Raw genomic sequence first — 15754 nt, 5'->3', positions numbered from 1 at the left:
TATGGATCGTCACCGCAGCGGCGGCTGCTCACCCAACGGCACCACCGCCATGGTCAAACGCGAGACGCAACTGGCCTTGCCTTCATCGCTGGTCAGGCGAATGTCCCAGACATGCGTGGTGCGACCGATGTGAATTGGCGAAGCCACTGCGGTCACCCGCCCGCCGCGCAAACCGCGCAGATGGTTGGCATTGATCTCCAGCCCCACGCAATAGAATTTGCTGGCATCGATGCACAGGTAACTGGCCATGGAACCGACGGTTTCCGCCAGCACCACCGAAGCGCCGCCGTGCAGCAGACCATAAGGCTGATGGGTGCGGTGGTCGATGACCATGCTCGCCGTCAACGACGCTTCGTCGAAGGACTCAAAGCGGATATCCAGCACTTCGCCGATAGTGTTTTTCTGGATTGCGTTCAACTGCTCGATGTTCGGAGTGGTGCGCCACAAGGTCATCGCAGGCTTCCTTTGTTGTTTTGATCGTCACTCAATCCTGCCACAGCACCGCCTCGCTGCGCGCGCTCCATTCTTCAAACCGCGCACCGTAAGTGTCTTCGATGACGTTGCGCTTGATCTTCAAGGTCGGCGTGAGAAAGCCGTTTTCCACCGCCCAGCTGTCCTTGACCACCACCAGCCGCCGCAGGCGCTCGTGCTTGTCGAGCACGGCGTTGACCTCTTCCAGCAGTTTTTCCAGGCTCGAATACAGGCTGGCCCGTCCCTCGTCCTGATTGACGGTGGAGAGCACGCACAAGCCCAGCGGCGCACTCAGGCCATCGCCGACCACGCAGACCTGTTCGATCCGCGAGTGCACCGCCAGCCGGTTTTCAATCGGCGCCGGAGCCACGTATTTGCCTTTGCTGGTCTTGAAGATTTCCTTGAGCCGGCCGGTCAGGCGCAAACGCCCCTCGGCATCCTGTTCGCCCTTGTCACCCGTACGCAGGAAGCCGTCCTCGGTGAGGGTCTCGGCGGTTTTCTGCGGCTCCTTGAAATAGCCAAGCATGTTCGCCTGACTGCGCACCTGTACCTCACCGGACTCGTCGATCCGCACCTCGACCTCCGGGCACGGCTTGCCGATCCAGCCTTGCTTGTACTGACCCGGCAGACAGATGTGCGAATAGCCGCAACTCTCGGTCATGCCATACACCTCCAGCACATCGAGGCCGAGTTTCCGATACCAGCTGAGCAGGGTCTGCGGCACCGGTGCCGCACCGGACAGGGCAACGCGCAAGGCATCAAGGCCCAACCCGGCCAACACCTTGTGCCCGACCCGCTTGCCAATGAATGGCAGGCCAAGCAGGAAATCCAGGCGCTTGGCCGGGATCTTGCCGTAGACGCCCATCTGGAATTTGGTCCAGATGCGCGGCACGCCGAACATCGCCGTGGGCCGCGCCCGCTGCAGATCGGTGATGAAGGTGTCGAGGCTTTCGGCAAAGAACACGGTTTGCCCGGTATAGATCGCCGCCAGTTCAACGAACATTCGTTCGGCGACATGGCACAGCGGCAGGTACGACAGCAGGCGGTCTTGCTCGTTGAGCCCGAACAGTTGCGTGCCGCGTGTCGTGGCAAAGCCCAGATTGGCAAAACTGTGCATCACGCCTTTGGGCAACCCGGTGGTGCCGGAGGTGTAGATGATGGTCGCCAGTTGTTCGGCCGCCGGGCGCGGATCGTCCTGGATCGGCGAGCTCCTTAGCAGGTCATCCCAACTGAAATCAAACTCGCCGGGCGGATGCAGCGGCAGACTGATGGTTGGCAAATCCGCCGGCACACCGACCGACATGCCCGGCCAGTCATCGAGCTTGCCGATGATCGCCAGCACGCTTTCCGAATGTGTCAGGACCTGATTCACCGAGTCTGCCGTGAGGTTGGGATACAGCGGCACCGAGACGTGTCCGGCCATCCAGATCGCCAGATCGGCAATGATCCAGTGCGCGCAGTTTTTCGAGATCAGTGCAATGTGGCTGCCTTGCGGCAATTCCCGTGCGCGCAGCCAGTGCGCGGCGCAACGGGCCTGATGGCCGACATCGGCCCAGGTCAGCGTCTCGACCTGCCCGCCGCCGATGGGCTGCACCAGAAAACGCTGGCGCGGATGCCGGGCCTCACGCTCGTAGAACACGTCCAGCGGCAAACGGAAGGCGGCAGACATGCGACTCGCTCCTGTTTTTTGGGTCTGGAGCAAGCGTAGTCAACCAAGCAAGTGCTTGGTTGGATTTTTTACCAAAAGAAACAAGATCAAAAGATCGCAGCCTGCGGCAGCTCCACCAGACATCTGTGCAGGCTGCGATCTTTTGCTGTTAAGGATGCTTGAGGCTGTTGAGGGTCATCGAGCCAATCAACAACTCAGGACTTTCCAATTCGGCCAGGCCAGCGGTGCTGACCTTCTCCGGCGGATAACCGGCGCCGTGCTGCAGATAGCTGAGCAGATTGCCCACCAGCGGGTTATGGCTGACCAGCAGCACATTGCTCACCGACACCAACTGATCGGTGACCTTGTCCGGATCGGTTTCCGGCGTCAACCATTCGACGGTGCGGATCTCCGGCTCGAACCCCAGAGCCTCGCGAACGATCTGCGCAGTCTGTTGTGCGCGCAGATAAGGGCTGGCGTAAATCGCCGTCAGCGGCTGACCGATCAATCGGGCTGCGCTGCTCAAGGCCTCTTGGCGACCGTGCGCGGTCAGTTCCCGTTCGGAGTCGGGGCACGAGCCATAAGGCACGGCCTCACCGTGACGCAATACCCAGAGTTTCATAGCTTGGGTTCCTCATCGCGGGCCGGATGCGGGGCTGGCGGCACGGCGTGCGGCGCCTCGCCTTCCGGGGCACGCGGGGTCGGCCAGTCGGCGAACGGCCAGGGTTTCTGGTCGCTGTGAAAGCTGCCGAAGCGGCCGATCTGCGCGAGGAACTGGCTCAGGCTGTCGCCGAAATTCATCAGGCTGGCGCTCGGCGCGCCGTAAATCAAACGATAGATCAGTTGCACCAGCACCACGGCGCCGAGGATGAACTGCGCCACTTGCCAGACCAGCACGTAGACGATCATCCACAGCACCCGCAGGAGAATGGATTCGTACTTGGCTTCGGTTTTCGGATCGTTCATGGCTCGCTTCCTGTTGAATCAGTTGAAACCGCTGGTGGAAATAAAGTCGACGTCGGTTTTCGGTTCGGCACGCATCAGTAGACCGATCACCTGCTCCAGCGTGCGTCCTTCAAACAGAATCGCATGCAGCCCGGCGACCAGCGGCATGTACACGCCAACCTCCTGGGACTTGGCCTTGAGCACTTTCAGGGTGTTGACCCCTTCAGCGACTTCGCCCAGGCGCGACACGGCTTCATCAAGGCTCAAGCCCTGACCGAGGGCAAACCCGACCTGATAGTTGCGGCTTTTGGGTGACGAGCAGGTCACGATCAAGTCACCGACCCCGGCCAGACCGAGGAAGGTCATCGGGTTGGCGCCCTGGTTCACCGCGAACCGGGTCATCTCGGCCAGGGCGCGAGTGATCAGCATGCTCTTGGTGTTCTCGCCCATCTCCAGCGCCACCGCCATGCCGGCAATGATCGCGTAGACGTTTTTCAACGCGCCGCCCAGTTCGACACCGAAACGGTCAGCACTGGCGTAAACGCGGAAGGTGCGACCATGCAACGCAGCCTGTACCGCTTTGCAGAGTTCTTCGTCTTCGCTGGCAACCACCGTGGCGGTCAGCGCGTGCTCGGCGATCTCCCGCGCCAGGTTCGGCCCGGACAGCACGCCGATGCGCGCCTGCGGGGCGATTTCTTCGAGGATCTGGCTCATCAGTTTGAAGGTGTGGGCTTCGATGCCCTTGGTCAGGCTGACCAGCATCTTGCCACTCAGGCGCTCGGCATGAGCGGCCAGCACCGTGCGCAGGGCGCTCGACGGCAGCGCGACGAAGCACAGCTCGCAGGCGTCGAGGGTGGCCTGCAGGTCCGTGACCGCAGTCACCCCCGGCAGGATCTTGATGCCTTTGAGGTAACGCGGGTTCTCGCGATTGACCCGGATGGCCTCGGCCTGCTCGGGGTCGCGCATCCACTGCAGGACTTGATGGCCGTTCTCGGCCAAAAGATTGGCCACGGCGGTACCAAAACTTCCGCCTCCCAGGACCGCAATCGGGCGCTGTTCAGTCATATGCAATCCGTTAATCCATACCAGTGGCGATGCCGGCATTATACGGGGCGACCGGAGCGCGGCCAGCCCCTGCGTCAATTACCGACACTTGTAGGAAGAAGACCAATAAAACCTAGGAAAATGCCAGCATCGTGACTGGAAAAGTCACTGTGCTCGGTTAACATGCGCGCCAATTCTTTGTGATCAAGGCTGTGTCGTGTCTTTTGGCTCTCCCCCCTCACGTTCGTCCCTGTTGCTGGCGCTGCTGTTCAGCCCGGTGTTGCAGGCGGACGACCTGTTTGTCGACAGCGAAACGCTGCCGCAGGTGCTGACGGCCACACGCCTGAAACAGACACCGGCGGAAGTGCCGGGGAGCATGACCGTACTCGACAGTGAACTGATCAACGCCAGTGGCGCCCGCGACATCAGTGAGTTGCTGCGGCTGGTGCCGGGAATGATGGTCGGCAACATCAGCGGCAATCAGGCGGCGGTCAACTATCACGGGACCAATGCCAGCGAAGCGCGGCGCATGCAGGTGCTGATCGATGGCCGCTCGGTGTACCGCGCGGGCCTGGCCACGGTGGACTGGAGTGATATTCCGGTGGCCATGGAAGACATCGAGCGGATCGAGGTTTTCCGTGGGCCGAACACGGTCAGCTACGGCGCCAACGCGCTGATGGCGGTGGTCAACATCATCACCCGCAACCCCGCAGACAGCCACGGCACACGCCTGAAGTACACCCGCGGCCAGCGCGGCATCAACGACTTCTATGCCAGCCAGGGTACGGGCTGGAGCGGCGGCGACTTGCGCCTGTCGCTGTCCGGCCAGGAAGACGATGGCTTCGACAGCGACCGCACCGGCGCCGATTACCGCGACAGCCGCCGTTTGAACCGCTTCAGCCTCGCCGTCAGCCAGACTCTGAGTGACAACCAGAGCCTCGACTGGCAGGTCAATGCAAAGGACGGTACCAACCAGCGGCCTTATACCTACCGCCCGGTTTTCTCGGGGATTACCGCTGCCGGGAACAATTCCGACGTGATCGCCAAGGATTACGCCGGCTCGGTGCGCTGGAATCTCGACATCAATCCCGAACACAGCCTTTATATACAAGGCTCGGCGCAGCACTGGGATCGCCAGCAAGTGTGGCGCGCCTGCGATGCCGAAGTGTCGTTCAGCCCGCAACTGACCCAACTGTGGCAGCTCAACCCGAACTACACCGAACGCCTGGCACGCAATATCACCCGCTTCACCGGCCCTGGCGCCGCGCCGGGTACCCCGCAGGAAATGGCCCTGGCCAATCAAGTGCTGGATCAGTGGCGCAACGGTGCCAGCCAGACCCTGTGCGGCGACATCGACCAAAGCGCCCGCGAATCACGCTACGATCTGGAATTGCAGGACACTCTCAGCCTGTCCGACAGCCTGCGACTGGTCAGCGGCATGAACTATCGTTACGACCGGGCCGACTCCGAGACCTACTTCAACGGCACGCTGGACGACACCACCTGGCGCGCGTTCGGCCAACTGGAGTGGCGCGCCAGTGAACACTGGCTGTTGCAGGGCGGCGCCATGTTCGAAAACACCCAACTGATCGGCAGTTCGCTGACGCCCCGCTTCGCGATCAACTACCTGATCAACCCACGCCATGGCCTGCGCGCGGTGTACTCGGAGGCGATCCGCTCGCCGGACATGTTCGAGAACAACGTCAACTGGAGCTATCAGGTGAGCAACCTGCGGCCGTCCGCCTATGGCCAGTCTTCGGCGCGCTACTTCGTCAAGACTCGCGGCCCCGGCGATCTCGATCAGGAACACATGCGTTCGCGCGAGTTGGGCTACAACGGCTATTTCGCCGAGTGGGGGCTGGCCGTGGACGTGAAGCTGTTCTACGACGAAATCACCGGGATGATCAGCGAGCCGCTGCGCAACAATCAGTACATCGCCAGCAACGCCAACAGTTCACGCTTTCGCGGCAGCGAAACCCAGCTCGACTGGCGCCTGAGCATGATCGATCGCCTGCGCTTCACTTACGCTTTCGTCGACGCCGAAGCGAGCAATCCGCTGGATCAGCAATTCACCTCGCGCAACAGCGGTTCTGCCGGCTGGCTGCGTGATTGGGGCCACGGCTGGAACAGCGCCCTGTTCTATTACGGCGACAACGCGCTTAACGGCTACCGCTTCGAGCGCGTTGACACGCGCATCGCCAAACGCATCCCGCTGGGCAAGGCGCAACTGCAACTGGCCGGCGTGCTGCAGCAGCGGCTCGACAACCAGCCGACCACTTTCGTCGACAACAATTACGACGAACGCCGGGTGCTGTACTTCAGCGCCGAGCTGGAGTTCTAGGGTGCGCTACGCCACGGCAAACAAGACGCCCACCCTTGGCCACTGGCTGGCGGGTGCCTGTCTGTTCTTGACCGCGTGGCTGCACGGCGTGGCGGTGCAAGCCGCCGATATCCTGTTGACCGGCGCCGAAGAAAGCCCCGGGGTGCAAGCCTTCGTCCAGGCCCTGAGCGAGCTGCGCCCCACCGACAACGTGCGGTTTCAGCCGCTGGCCAGCCTGCCGGCGCCGGGCAAGTTGCCGGGCAATTTGCGGATGATTCTGCTCGACCTGCCCAGTCTCGATTGGCGCCTGCAAGAGTCTCAGGGGCCGGCGACGCTGGTGTTGCGCATCAGCCGTCTGCAAGCCCGCAAACGCCTGGGTGCCGCACAACCACCGCACTTGAGTCTGCTGTGGAGCGATCCGCCGCTGGGGCGGCAACTGCAACTGATTCGGCGGATTCTGCCGCAGGTGCGGCGGGTCGGCGTGCTGTTCGACCAGCACAGCGAATTCCTGCTCAAGGAGCTGCATCAGGCCGCAGCGCCGCTGAATCTGCAAATCGTCAGCCAGCGCTGGGACAACACCCAGGACAGTCGCCCGTTGCAAGGCGTGCTGAGAAACAGCGAGGTGCTGCTGGGCCTCGACGACCCCGATCTGTACAACCCGAAAACCGTGAAAAACCTGTTGCTCAGCAGTTACTCCCGGCAAGTGGCACTGGTCGGGCCGAACGTTGCGTTCGTGCGTGCCGGCAGCCTCGCCAGCACTTACAGCGATCAGCCCGACTGGCTGGCGATCCTTGACGGGTTGCTGGATCGTCCCCCGGCGACGTGGCCGCGCGCGCTCTACCCCGATCGCTTCAAGGTCTCAAGTAATGCACAGGTCGCTCGTTCCCTGGGTATCGAGCCAATCGATGAAGCATCTGTCGCCCGCCAGTTGGCTGAAGGAGAAAGCCACCCATGAATCTGCGTCGCCGTTGGGACATCAACACCCGCACGCAATTGATCAGCCTCGGCCCGGCCCTGCTGCTTACGCTGCTGCTGATCAGTTTCTTTACCTTCGTGCGGATTCAGGATTTGCGGCAGGAGCTCAATCACACCGGGCAACTGATCGCCAACCAACTGGCGCCCGCCACCGAGTACGGAGTGATTTCCGGCAACAACGAAGTGCTGGAAAGCCTGCTCAAAGCGACCCTGGCCACACCAAACGTACGTTTCCTGGAAGTACAGGACAGCGCCAACCGGATCCTGGCCTACGTAGAACAGGCCGCCGATGCGCACAACCGCCCGCATCAGGTCGAGGTGTTTCAGGCCCCGGTGCGCCTGCAACGGATCGCCCTCAACAGTGATTTTTTCCACGACGCCAAAGCCAGCAATAACGTGACCAGCGAGGACTATCTGGGCCGGGTGATCGTCGGCCTGTCCAACGATGCCTTCAGTCAGCGTCAGCAGGAAATTCTGTTCAAGGCCGGGATTCTGGCGTTGTTCGCCCTGCTCTTCACGTTTGTGCTGGCGCGGCGTCTGGCCGGCAGCCTGTCGGCGCCGATCCGCGATATCGGCAACGCGGTCAAGGCGATTCAGCAAGGCGACTACAAGACCCCGCTGCCGATTGTCGATGACACGGAACTGGGCGCCCTGTCGCAGCACATCAACAACCTCGCCCAGGCACTGGAACAGGCCAGCCGCGAACAGCATCAGGCGATGGCGCAACTGATCCAGACCCGCGAAGAAGCGGAAAAGGCCAACAATGCCAAATCCGATTTCCTGGCGATGATGAGCCACGAACTGCGCACCCCCATGAACGGTGTGCTGGGCATGTTGCAGTTGCTGGAAACCACGGACATGACCGAGGAGCAGATCGAGTACGCGGCGCTCGCTTCGGAATCGACCGAACATTTGCTGAAAGTCATCAACGACATCCTCGATTTCTCGCGGATCGAACGCTCGGAGCTGGAGCTTGAGCACATCCCGTTCAACCTCGCCGACCTGATCGGTGCGTGTGCCCAGTCGTTCCAGCACAGCGCGGTGCAACGTGGCCTGGCCCTGAACCTGCGGATCCCCGAGGACATGCGCGCGTTGCAGGTGCAGGGCGACCCGACGCGGATCCGGCAGATTCTGGTTAACCTGGTGGGCAATGCCTTGAAGTTCACCGAGCGTGGCCGGGTCAGTATCGAAGCGCAATGGCAGGCGCTGGATCACGAACTGCTGTGGTTCACCTGTTCGGTGCGTGACAGCGGCATCGGCATCTCCTCGGAAAGTCTGGAGTTGATGTTCAACGCCTTCCAGCAGGCCGACAGTTCGATTTCCCGGCGCTATGGCGGCACCGGCCTCGGCCTGCCGATCGCCCGCACCCTGGCCGAACGCATGGGCGGAACGTTGCGCGCGCAAAGTGAAGAAGGCCTGGGATCGGTGTTCACCCTGGAAATCCCGCTGGCCTTATATAAGCAGATATTGCCGCCGCTGGCGGCACCGCGCGCGGCCAATGGCAACGGGCATGGCGAGGGGCGCCATGTGTTGCTGGTGGAGGACAATCCGGTCAACCAGACCGTGATCGAGGCGATGCTGCGCAGCCTTGGCTTCACCGTCAGCGTCGCCACCGATGGCGCGCAGGCGGTGCGCAGCGCTGAAGGCAATGATTTCGAAGTGATTCTGATGGACTGCCGGCTGCCGATCATCGACGGCTATGAGGCGACCCGGCAGATTCGCCAACTGCCTGGACGCGGCGAGGTGCCGATCATTGCGCTGACCGCCAACGCGCTGCAGGGCGACCGCGAAACCTGCCTGTCGGCGGGCATGAACGATTACCTGGCGAAGCCGTTCAAACGCAATGACCTACAACAGATTCTGCAGCGCTGGGTGCAGTAGTGACGGTTTTTCGACCATCTGCGACTGGCGTGAAAAGCGAAAGTGCGGCAGTCTTAGGCACCCGAACGAGCCTCAAAAGAGGCTTGAATAAAAATTTCAGTGCACAAGTGTACATTCATGTCCTTGGTGCTGTGACTTTCACCACAACGCAATAGTCTATGAGTAGGCTGCCGGTACGAGGCATGAACGCGTCGATCGGCCGGGAAGATTTGCCCCACCTGCCGCATGGGATTATTGAGGAGCTCGCATGACCAAACAAAACGCCTTTACTCGGGAAGACCTGCTGCGCTGCAGTCGCGGTGAGCTGTTCGGCCCAGGTAACGCGCAACTGCCCGCCCCGAACATGCTGATGGTGGATCGCATCACCCTGATCAGCGAAGAAGGCGGCAAGTACGGCAAAGGTGAATTGGTCGCCGAGCTGGATATCAACCCTGACCTGTGGTTCTTCGCGTGCCACTTCGAAGGCGATCCGGTGATGCCGGGCTGCCTCGGTCTGGACGCCATGTGGCAACTGGTCGGTTTCTTCCTGGGCTGGCAAGGCCTGCCGGGCCGTGGCCGTGCGCTGGGTTCGGGCGAAGTGAAATTCTTCGGCCAGGTCCTGCCGACCGCCAAGAAAGTCACCTACAACATCCATATCAAACGCGTCCTGAAGGGCAAGCTGAACCTGGCCATCGCCGATGGTTCGGTGACTGTCGACGGTCGCGAAATCTACACCGCCGAAGGCCTTCGCGTCGGCGTGTTCACCTCCACTGACAACTTCTAAGGGTTATTCGCATGCGCCGCGTCGTTATCACTGGTCTGGGCATTGTTTCGTGCCTGGGCAATGACAAAGAGACCGTCTCCGCTAACCTGCGTGCAAGCCGCCCTGGCATCCGGTTCAACCCGGAATATGCTGAAATGGGTCTGCGTAGCCAGGTTTCCGGCTCCATCGACCTCAACCTTGAAGAACTGATCGATCGCAAGATCTATCGTTTCGTCGGCCATGCAGCGGCTTACGCCTACCTGGCCATGAAAGACGCCATTGCTGACTCCGGCCTGACCGAAGAGCAAGTGTCCAACCCGCGTACCGGCCTGATCGCCGGTTCCGGCGGCGCGTCGACCCTGAACCAGATGGAAGCGCTGGACATCCTGCGCGAGAAAGGCGTGAAGCGCGTCGGCCCATACCGTGTAACGCGGACCATGAGCAGCACCGTTTCCGCATGCCTGGCCACGCCGTTCAAGATCAAGGGCCTGAACTACTCCATCGCGTCTGCCTGCGCCACCAGTGCTCACTGCATCGGTACCGCCATGGAACAGATCCAGATGGGCAAGCAGGACATCGTCTTCGCCGGTGGTGGTGAAGAAGAGCACTGGAGCCAGTCGTTCCTGTTCGACGCGATGGGCGCCCTGTCCAGCAAGCGCAACGACACCCCGGAACAAGCTTCCCGCGCCTACGACGCCGACCGTGACGGTTTCGTCATCGCTGGCGGTGGCGGCATGGTCGTGGTTGAAGAGCTGGAACATGCGCTGGCCCGTGGCGCCAAGATCTACGCCGAAATCGTTGGCTACGGCGCCACGTCCGACGGCTACGACATGGTTGCCCCAAGCGGCGAAGGCGCGATCCGCTGCATGCAGATGGCAATGTCCACCGTCGACACCCCGATCGACTACCTGAACACCCACGGCACTTCGACCCCGGTCGGCGACGTCGCGGAAATGAAAGGTGTGCGTGAAGTGTTCGGCGACAAAGCGCCTGCGATCAGCTCGACCAAGAGCCTGTCCGGTCACTCCCTGGGCGCCGCTGGCGTTCACGAAGCGATCTACTGCATGCTGATGATGGAAGGCAACTTCATCGCCGGTTCCGCCAACATCGACGAGCTGGACCCTGAAGTGGCCGATCTGCCGGTGCTGACCAAGACCCGCGAGAACGCCACCATCAACACCGTGATGAGCAACAGCTTCGGCTTCGGCGGCACCAACGCCACGCTGGTACTGAAGCGCTGGGAAGGCAAGTAATTCCCCAGGCTTGCGCCACTCAGGAAAACGCCCCGACTGGTTCGGGGCGTTTTTTTTGGCCTGCAGAAATGACTGAGTAATGCATAAGCCCTGTAGGAGCTGCCGAAGGCTGCGATCTTTTGATCTTGTCTTTAAAAATCAAAGTCAAAAGATCGCAGCCTGCGGCAGCTCCTACAGAGGACATCAGTAGCCTCCAAGATGAAACTTCTGTCATGAAACTCCCCGCCCTGCGACCGAATGTCGCGGATTACGCGGGCTGCAGCACTGTTGCAAAAACCGCAACAACACCTTGCGCAAATCAAGCGTTTACTTAGCAAGCTAACAAATCATATAAAAGAGTCCTGCACACGCCTTGCTGCAGATAACTTGAGATTTGGAGCTAGCAGATGACTGTAAAAGTAACTGAACGCGACGATTCACACATGTCCCATGAAGGCGTAGCCGCCGGTGTACGGATCTGGGATGTGCATCAACAAGACTTGCTGGTCGGCATGTTCCACAACGAGATCGACGCCCACAACTACAAGGCCGAACTTGAACTGCAGGAACAGCAGCGGGATCTGAAATCCGCCTGAAGCAACCACAGCATTGAAAACGACAAACCCCGCCATGAGCGGGGTTTGTCGTTATTACAGCTTTATCGGTTTACCACATCAGGTCATCAGGGATCTGATAGGCCGCGTACGGATCGTCCTCGGCATTGACCTCCTCGGTCTGCACGTTGAGCTGCACGATACGCTGCGGGTCGCGCTCCTGGATCTTCAGGGCCGCTTCACGGGGGATCACTTCGTAACCGCCGGCATGGTGCACGATCGCCAGCGAACCGCTGCTGAGTTTGTTGCGCATCAGCGTGTTGACCGAGATGCGCTTGACCTTCTTGTCGTCAACGAAGTTGTAGTAGTCCTCGGTGGTCAGCTTGGGCAGACGCGAGACTTCGATCAACTGCTTGACCTGCGCGGCGCGGGCCTTGGCCTCGGCCTTTTCCTGCTGCTGACGGTTCAGCTCCTGGTCGCGCTTGACCTTCTCGGCCATGGCTTCCTGAGCGGCGCGCTGCTGCGAATCATCCAGTTCGGCCTGCCCTTTGTGGGCCAGGCGCTGTTGTTTCTGCTTGTCTTTGCTGACCTGCTTGGCCTGCTTTTGGTTGACCAGGCCTGCTTTGAGCAACTGGTCGCGAAGGGAAAGGCTCATTAATGCTTACTCACTTGGGCAACGGCTCAGCCGCAGCTGGGCAGATTCTTTTCCTGGCGTTTGGCTTCACCCCACAGGGCGTCCAACTCTTCGAGGGTGCAATCTTCCATGGGACGACGGGTGTCGCGCAATGCCTGTTCGATAAAACGGAAACGTCGTTCGAACTTGGCGTTGGCGCCACGCAGCGCGGTTTCCGGATCGACCTTCAGATGCCGGGCCAGATTGACCACGGAAAACAGCAGGTCGCCGATCTCGTCGGCCACCGCTTGCGGATCATTTTCGGACATGGCTTCGAGCACTTCATCGAGCTCTTCGCGCACCTTGTCCAGCACCGGCAGGGCATCCGGCCAGTCGAAACCGACCTGCCCGGCACGCTTTTGCAACTTGGCCGAACGCGACAGCGCCGGCAATGCGGCGGGCACGTCATCGAGCAGTGACAGCTGCTCGGGCGCGGCAGATTTCTCGGCGCGTTCTTCGGCCTTGATCTCTTCCCAGCGCTGCTTGACCTGTTCTTCGCTCAGGCGCGGCACATCCAGCGGCGCATACAGATCGCCGGTGGGGAAGACGTGTGGATGACGGCGGATCAGCTTGCGGGTGATGCTGTCGACCACCCCGGCAAATTCGAAGCGCCCTTCTTCCCGGGCCAGCTGGCTGTAATAGACCACCTGAAACAATAGATCGCCCAGCTCGCCCTGCAAATGATCAAAGTCACCGCGCTCGATGGCGTCAGCCACTTCGTAGGCTTCTTCGAGGGTGTGCGGGACGATGGTTGCGTAGGTTTGCTTGATGTCCCACGGGCAACCGTACTGCGGGTCACGCAGGCGATTCATCAGGTGGAGCAGGTCTTTAAGGCTGTACATACAAAATCTCACTCAACCGTGTAGGAGCTGCCGAAGGCTGCGATCTTTTGATTTTGATTTTCAAGATCAAAAGATCGCAGCCTTCGGCAGCTCCTACAGGGGACCGCGTTATGGGGTACGGTTACGCCGCGTTTCGATGATGTTCGGCAACTGCGAAATCCGCCCCAGCAAACGCCCCAGCGCATCCAGACCCGGAATCTCGATGGTCAGGGACATCAGCGCGGTGTTGTCCTCCTTGTTCGAGCGGGTGTTGACCGCCAGCACGTTGATGCGCTCGTTGAGCAGCACCTGCGAGACGTCACGCAGCAGACCGGAACGGTCGTAGGCGCGGATGACGATGTCCACCGGATAGGTGAGCACGGGCACCGGGCCCCAACTGACCTGGATGATCCGCTCCGGCTCGCGCCCGGCCAGTTGCAGCACCGAGGCGCAGTCCTGCCGGTGAATGCTCACGCCGCGGCCCTGGGTGATGTAGCCGACAATCGCGTCGCCCGGCAGCGGCTGGCAGCAGCCGGCCATCTGCGTCATCAGGTTGCCGACGCCCTGAATCTGGATATCGCCACGCTTGCCCGGCTTGTAACCGGTCGCTTTGCGCGGAATCAGCTCCAGTTGTTCGTTGCCGCGTTCCGGCTCGACCAGTTGCTGCGCCAGGTTGACCAGTTGCGCCAGACGCAGGTCGCCGGCACCGAGGGCGGCGAACATGTCTTCGGCGGTTTTCATGTTGGCCTTTTCGGCCAGCTTGTCGAAATCCACCGCCGGCAGACCGAGGCGATTGAGTTCGCGCTCGATCAGGGTTTTACCCGCCGCGACGTTCTGATCACGGGCCTGCAACTTGAACCAGTGAACAATCTTCGCTCGCGCCCGGGAGGTGGTGACATAGCCCAGGTTCGGGTTCAGCCAGTCGCGGCTCGGCGTACCGTGCTTGCTGGTGATGATCTCGACCTGTTCACCGGTCTGCAGGCTGTAGTTGAGCGGCACGATCCGCCCATTGATCTTCGCGCCACGGCAGTTGTGACCGATTTCGGTGTGCACGCGGTAGGCGAAGTCCAGTGGCGTCGCGCCTTTCGGCAAGTCGATGGCGTGGCCGTCCGGGGTGAAGATGTAGACCCGATCCGGTTCGATATCGACCCGCAGCTGTTCGGCCAGACCACCGATGTCGCCCAGTTCTTCATGCCACTCGAGGACCTGCCGCAACCAGGAGATTTTCTCTTCATAGTGGTTGGAGCCGGATTTGACGTCGGTGCCCTTGTAGCGCCAGTGCGCGCACACGCCCAGCTCGGCCTCCTCGTGCATGGCGTGGGTACGAATCTGCACCTCAAGCACCTTGCCCTCCGGACCGATCACCGCCGTGTGCAGCGAGCGGTAGCCGTTCTCTTTCGGGTTGGCGATGTAGTCGTCGAACTCTTTCGGGATGTGCCGCCACAGGGTGTGGACGATGCCGAGCGCGGTGTAGCAGTCGCGCATTTCCGGCACCAGCACGCGCACCGCGCGCACGTCGTAGATCTGGCTGAACTCCAGACCCTTGCGCTGCATTTTGCGCCAGATCGAATAGATGTGCTTGGCCCGGCCGCTGATGTCGGCGTCGACGCCGGTGGCCTGCAATTCATCCTTGAGCTGGGTCATCACATCGCTGATGAAGCGCTCACGGTCCAGCCGCCGCTCGTGGAGCAGCTTGGCGATCTGTTTGTATTGATCGGGTTCCAGGTAACGGAAGGACAAGTCCTCCAGCTCCCACTTGATATGGCCGATGCCGAGTCGGTGCGCGAGCGGCGCATAGATGTCGAAGACTTCCCGGGCGACGCGGTTACGCTTCTCGTCGTCGGCGGTTTTTACCGCACGGATCGCGCAGGTACGTTCGGCCAGTTTGATCAGCGCGACGCGGACGTCGTCGACCATCGCCACCAGCATCTTGCGCAGGTTTTCCACCTGGCCCTGGGTGCCCATTACCATCGACTGGCGCGGGCTGAGGCTGGCACTGATCGCCGCCATGCGCTGCACGCCGTCGATCAGCTTGGCCACCACCGGACCGAAACGCTGGCTGACGGCCGCGAGTTCAATCTGACCTTCACGTACGCCACGGTACAGCACCGCCGCGACCAGCGAGTCCTGGTCGAGCTTGAGGTCGGCGAGAATCTCGGCGATCTCCAGGCCCGTACTGAAACTGCCGCTGCCCTCGGCCCAGAGGTTCTTCTTGGCATTGGACTGCTGTTCGGCCTCGCGAGCGAACTCGCAGGCTTCTTTCAAGGCTTCGCGATCCAGTGCCATGTCGACACTGACCGCGTGATCGAGCCAAGCCTCGAGATTGATACTGCCGTCGGTGTTGATCGGCTGGTGTGCTCTCACCTGTACCATGCTGCTTTACCTTCCCTACGACGCAGATTCAATGCGTCAAATCGCTGATCCCTAATGCCCGTTTGCGCTCGCGGG

At 61.1% G+C, this 15754-nt stretch carries 14 protein-coding genes; 6 read left to right on the top strand and 8 right to left on the bottom strand.

What is annotated here, in order from left to right:
* Nucleotides 1-9: 9 nt before the first annotated feature.
* The 5 genes from AB1J88_RS28525 to AB1J88_RS28505 form a co-directional block, all read right to left on the bottom strand.
* Nucleotides 10-453 (bottom strand): hotdog fold thioesterase, encoded by a 444-nt coding sequence (locus tag AB1J88_RS28525; protein ID WP_430292598.1) that lies wholly within the window; start codon nt 451-453, stop codon nt 10-12.
* Between the two features lie 31 nt (nt 454-484).
* Nucleotides 485-2140, bottom strand: a complete 1656-nt coding sequence (locus AB1J88_RS28520) for an AMP-binding protein (protein WP_430292597.1) — start codon at nt 2138-2140, stop codon at nt 485-487.
* 148 nt (nt 2141-2288) lie between these two features.
* On the bottom strand, nt 2289-2741 hold the full coding sequence (sixA, locus tag AB1J88_RS28515; protein ID WP_430292596.1) for a phosphohistidine phosphatase SixA: 453 nt from the start codon (nt 2739-2741) through the stop codon (nt 2289-2291).
* A complete protein-coding gene (locus tag AB1J88_RS28510) occupies nt 2738-3085 on the bottom strand; it encodes a DUF4389 domain-containing protein (protein ID WP_007968953.1) in 348 nt (115 codons plus the stop codon). Before AB1J88_RS28510 ends, sixA begins: the two co-directional genes overlap by 4 nt.
* Nucleotides 3086-3103: 18 nt before the next feature.
* A complete protein-coding gene (locus AB1J88_RS28505; protein ID WP_047295760.1) occupies nt 3104-4129 on the bottom strand; it encodes an NAD(P)H-dependent glycerol-3-phosphate dehydrogenase in 1026 nt (341 codons plus the stop codon).
* 196 nt (nt 4130-4325) lie between these two features.
* Here AB1J88_RS28505 and AB1J88_RS28500 point away from each other — a divergent pair, with 196 nt between their 5' ends.
* From AB1J88_RS28500 to AB1J88_RS28475, 6 genes are all read left to right on the top strand, one after another.
* Entirely contained in the window at nt 4326-6449 is a 2124-nt protein-coding gene (locus AB1J88_RS28500) for a TonB-dependent receptor plug domain-containing protein (protein WP_430292595.1), read from the top strand.
* A 1-nt stretch (nt 6450) separates the two neighbouring features.
* Nucleotides 6451-7383, top strand: coding sequence for an ABC transporter substrate-binding protein (locus tag AB1J88_RS28495; RefSeq protein ID WP_414905485.1), 933 nt, complete (start codon nt 6451-6453; stop codon nt 7381-7383).
* Nucleotides 7380-9284: a response regulator gene (locus tag AB1J88_RS28490; RefSeq protein WP_430292594.1), complete on the top strand. Its 1905-nt coding sequence runs from the start codon at nt 7380-7382 to the stop codon at nt 9282-9284. The genes AB1J88_RS28495 and AB1J88_RS28490 overlap by 4 nt, the downstream gene beginning before the upstream one ends.
* Before the next feature lie 247 nt (nt 9285-9531).
* Nucleotides 9532-10047, top strand: coding sequence for a 3-hydroxyacyl-[acyl-carrier-protein] dehydratase FabA (gene fabA, locus AB1J88_RS28485; RefSeq protein WP_003227150.1), 516 nt, complete (start codon nt 9532-9534; stop codon nt 10045-10047).
* An 11-nt stretch (nt 10048-10058) separates the two neighbouring features.
* Complete coding sequence (gene fabB, locus AB1J88_RS28480; RefSeq protein ID WP_003227152.1) at nt 10059-11279, top strand: beta-ketoacyl-ACP synthase I; 1221 nt, start codon at nt 10059-10061, stop codon at nt 11277-11279.
* A 386-nt stretch (nt 11280-11665) separates the two neighbouring features.
* Complete coding sequence (locus AB1J88_RS28475; RefSeq protein ID WP_003227153.1) at nt 11666-11854, top strand: hypothetical protein; 189 nt, start codon at nt 11666-11668, stop codon at nt 11852-11854.
* Nucleotides 11855-11924: 70 nt separating this feature from the next.
* Here the strand turns inward: AB1J88_RS28475 and AB1J88_RS28470 are convergent, their stop codons facing one another.
* The 3 genes from AB1J88_RS28470 to relA all read right to left on the bottom strand — a co-directional run bounded on the left by AB1J88_RS28470 (nt 11925) and on the right by relA (nt 15679).
* A complete protein-coding gene (locus tag AB1J88_RS28470) occupies nt 11925-12467 on the bottom strand; it encodes a DUF2058 domain-containing protein (RefSeq protein ID WP_007968960.1) in 543 nt (180 codons plus the stop codon).
* Nucleotides 12468-12493: 26 nt separating this feature from the next.
* Nucleotides 12494-13327: a nucleoside triphosphate pyrophosphohydrolase gene (mazG, locus tag AB1J88_RS28465; protein WP_430292593.1), complete on the bottom strand. Its 834-nt coding sequence runs from the start codon at nt 13325-13327 to the stop codon at nt 12494-12496.
* 108 nt (nt 13328-13435) lie between these two features.
* Nucleotides 13436-15679, bottom strand: coding sequence for a GTP diphosphokinase (gene relA / locus AB1J88_RS28460; protein WP_041067509.1), 2244 nt, complete (start codon nt 15677-15679; stop codon nt 13436-13438).
* Between the last annotated feature and the right edge of the window lie 75 nt (nt 15680-15754).

It is taken from the genome of Pseudomonas sp. S8 (genome assembly GCF_050473925.1).
Lineage (GTDB): Bacteria > Pseudomonadota > Gammaproteobacteria > Pseudomonadales > Pseudomonadaceae > Aquipseudomonas > Aquipseudomonas parakoreensis.
The sequence above is the reverse complement of the archived record's forward strand: the minus strand, read 5'-3'. Positions and strand labels throughout refer to the sequence as shown.

Excerpts from the sequence above, each read along its gene's own strand:
- AB1J88_RS28505 (WP_047295760.1), bottom strand. The coding sequence starts at position 4,129 with ATGACTGAACAGCGCCCGATTGCGGTCCTGGGAGGCGGAAGTTTTGGT.
- sixA (WP_430292596.1), bottom strand. The coding sequence starts at position 2,741 with ATGAAACTCTGGGTATTGCGTCACGGTGAGGCCGTGCCTTATGGCTCG.
- fabB (WP_003227152.1), top strand. The coding sequence starts at position 10,059 with ATGCGCCGCGTCGTTATCACTGGTCTGGGCATTGTTTCGTGCCTGGGC.
- AB1J88_RS28510 (WP_007968953.1), bottom strand. The coding sequence starts at position 3,085 with ATGAACGATCCGAAAACCGAAGCCAAGTACGAATCCATTCTCCTGCGG.
- AB1J88_RS28520 (WP_430292597.1), bottom strand. The coding sequence starts at position 2,140 with ATGTCTGCCGCCTTCCGTTTGCCGCTGGACGTGTTCTACGAGCGTGAG.
- fabA (WP_003227150.1), top strand. The coding sequence starts at position 9,532 with ATGACCAAACAAAACGCCTTTACTCGGGAAGACCTGCTGCGCTGCAGT.
- AB1J88_RS28475 (WP_003227153.1), top strand. The coding sequence starts at position 11,666 with ATGACTGTAAAAGTAACTGAACGCGACGATTCACACATGTCCCATGAA.
- AB1J88_RS28470 (WP_007968960.1), bottom strand. The coding sequence starts at position 12,467 with ATGAGCCTTTCCCTTCGCGACCAGTTGCTCAAAGCAGGCCTGGTCAAC.
- AB1J88_RS28490 (WP_430292594.1), top strand. The coding sequence starts at position 7,380 with ATGAATCTGCGTCGCCGTTGGGACATCAACACCCGCACGCAATTGATC.
- mazG (WP_430292593.1), bottom strand. The coding sequence starts at position 13,327 with ATGTACAGCCTTAAAGACCTGCTCCACCTGATGAATCGCCTGCGTGAC.
- relA (WP_041067509.1), bottom strand. The coding sequence starts at position 15,679 with ATGGTACAGGTGAGAGCACACCAGCCGATCAACACCGACGGCAGTATC.
- AB1J88_RS28525 (WP_430292598.1), bottom strand. The coding sequence starts at position 453 with ATGACCTTGTGGCGCACCACTCCGAACATCGAGCAGTTGAACGCAATC.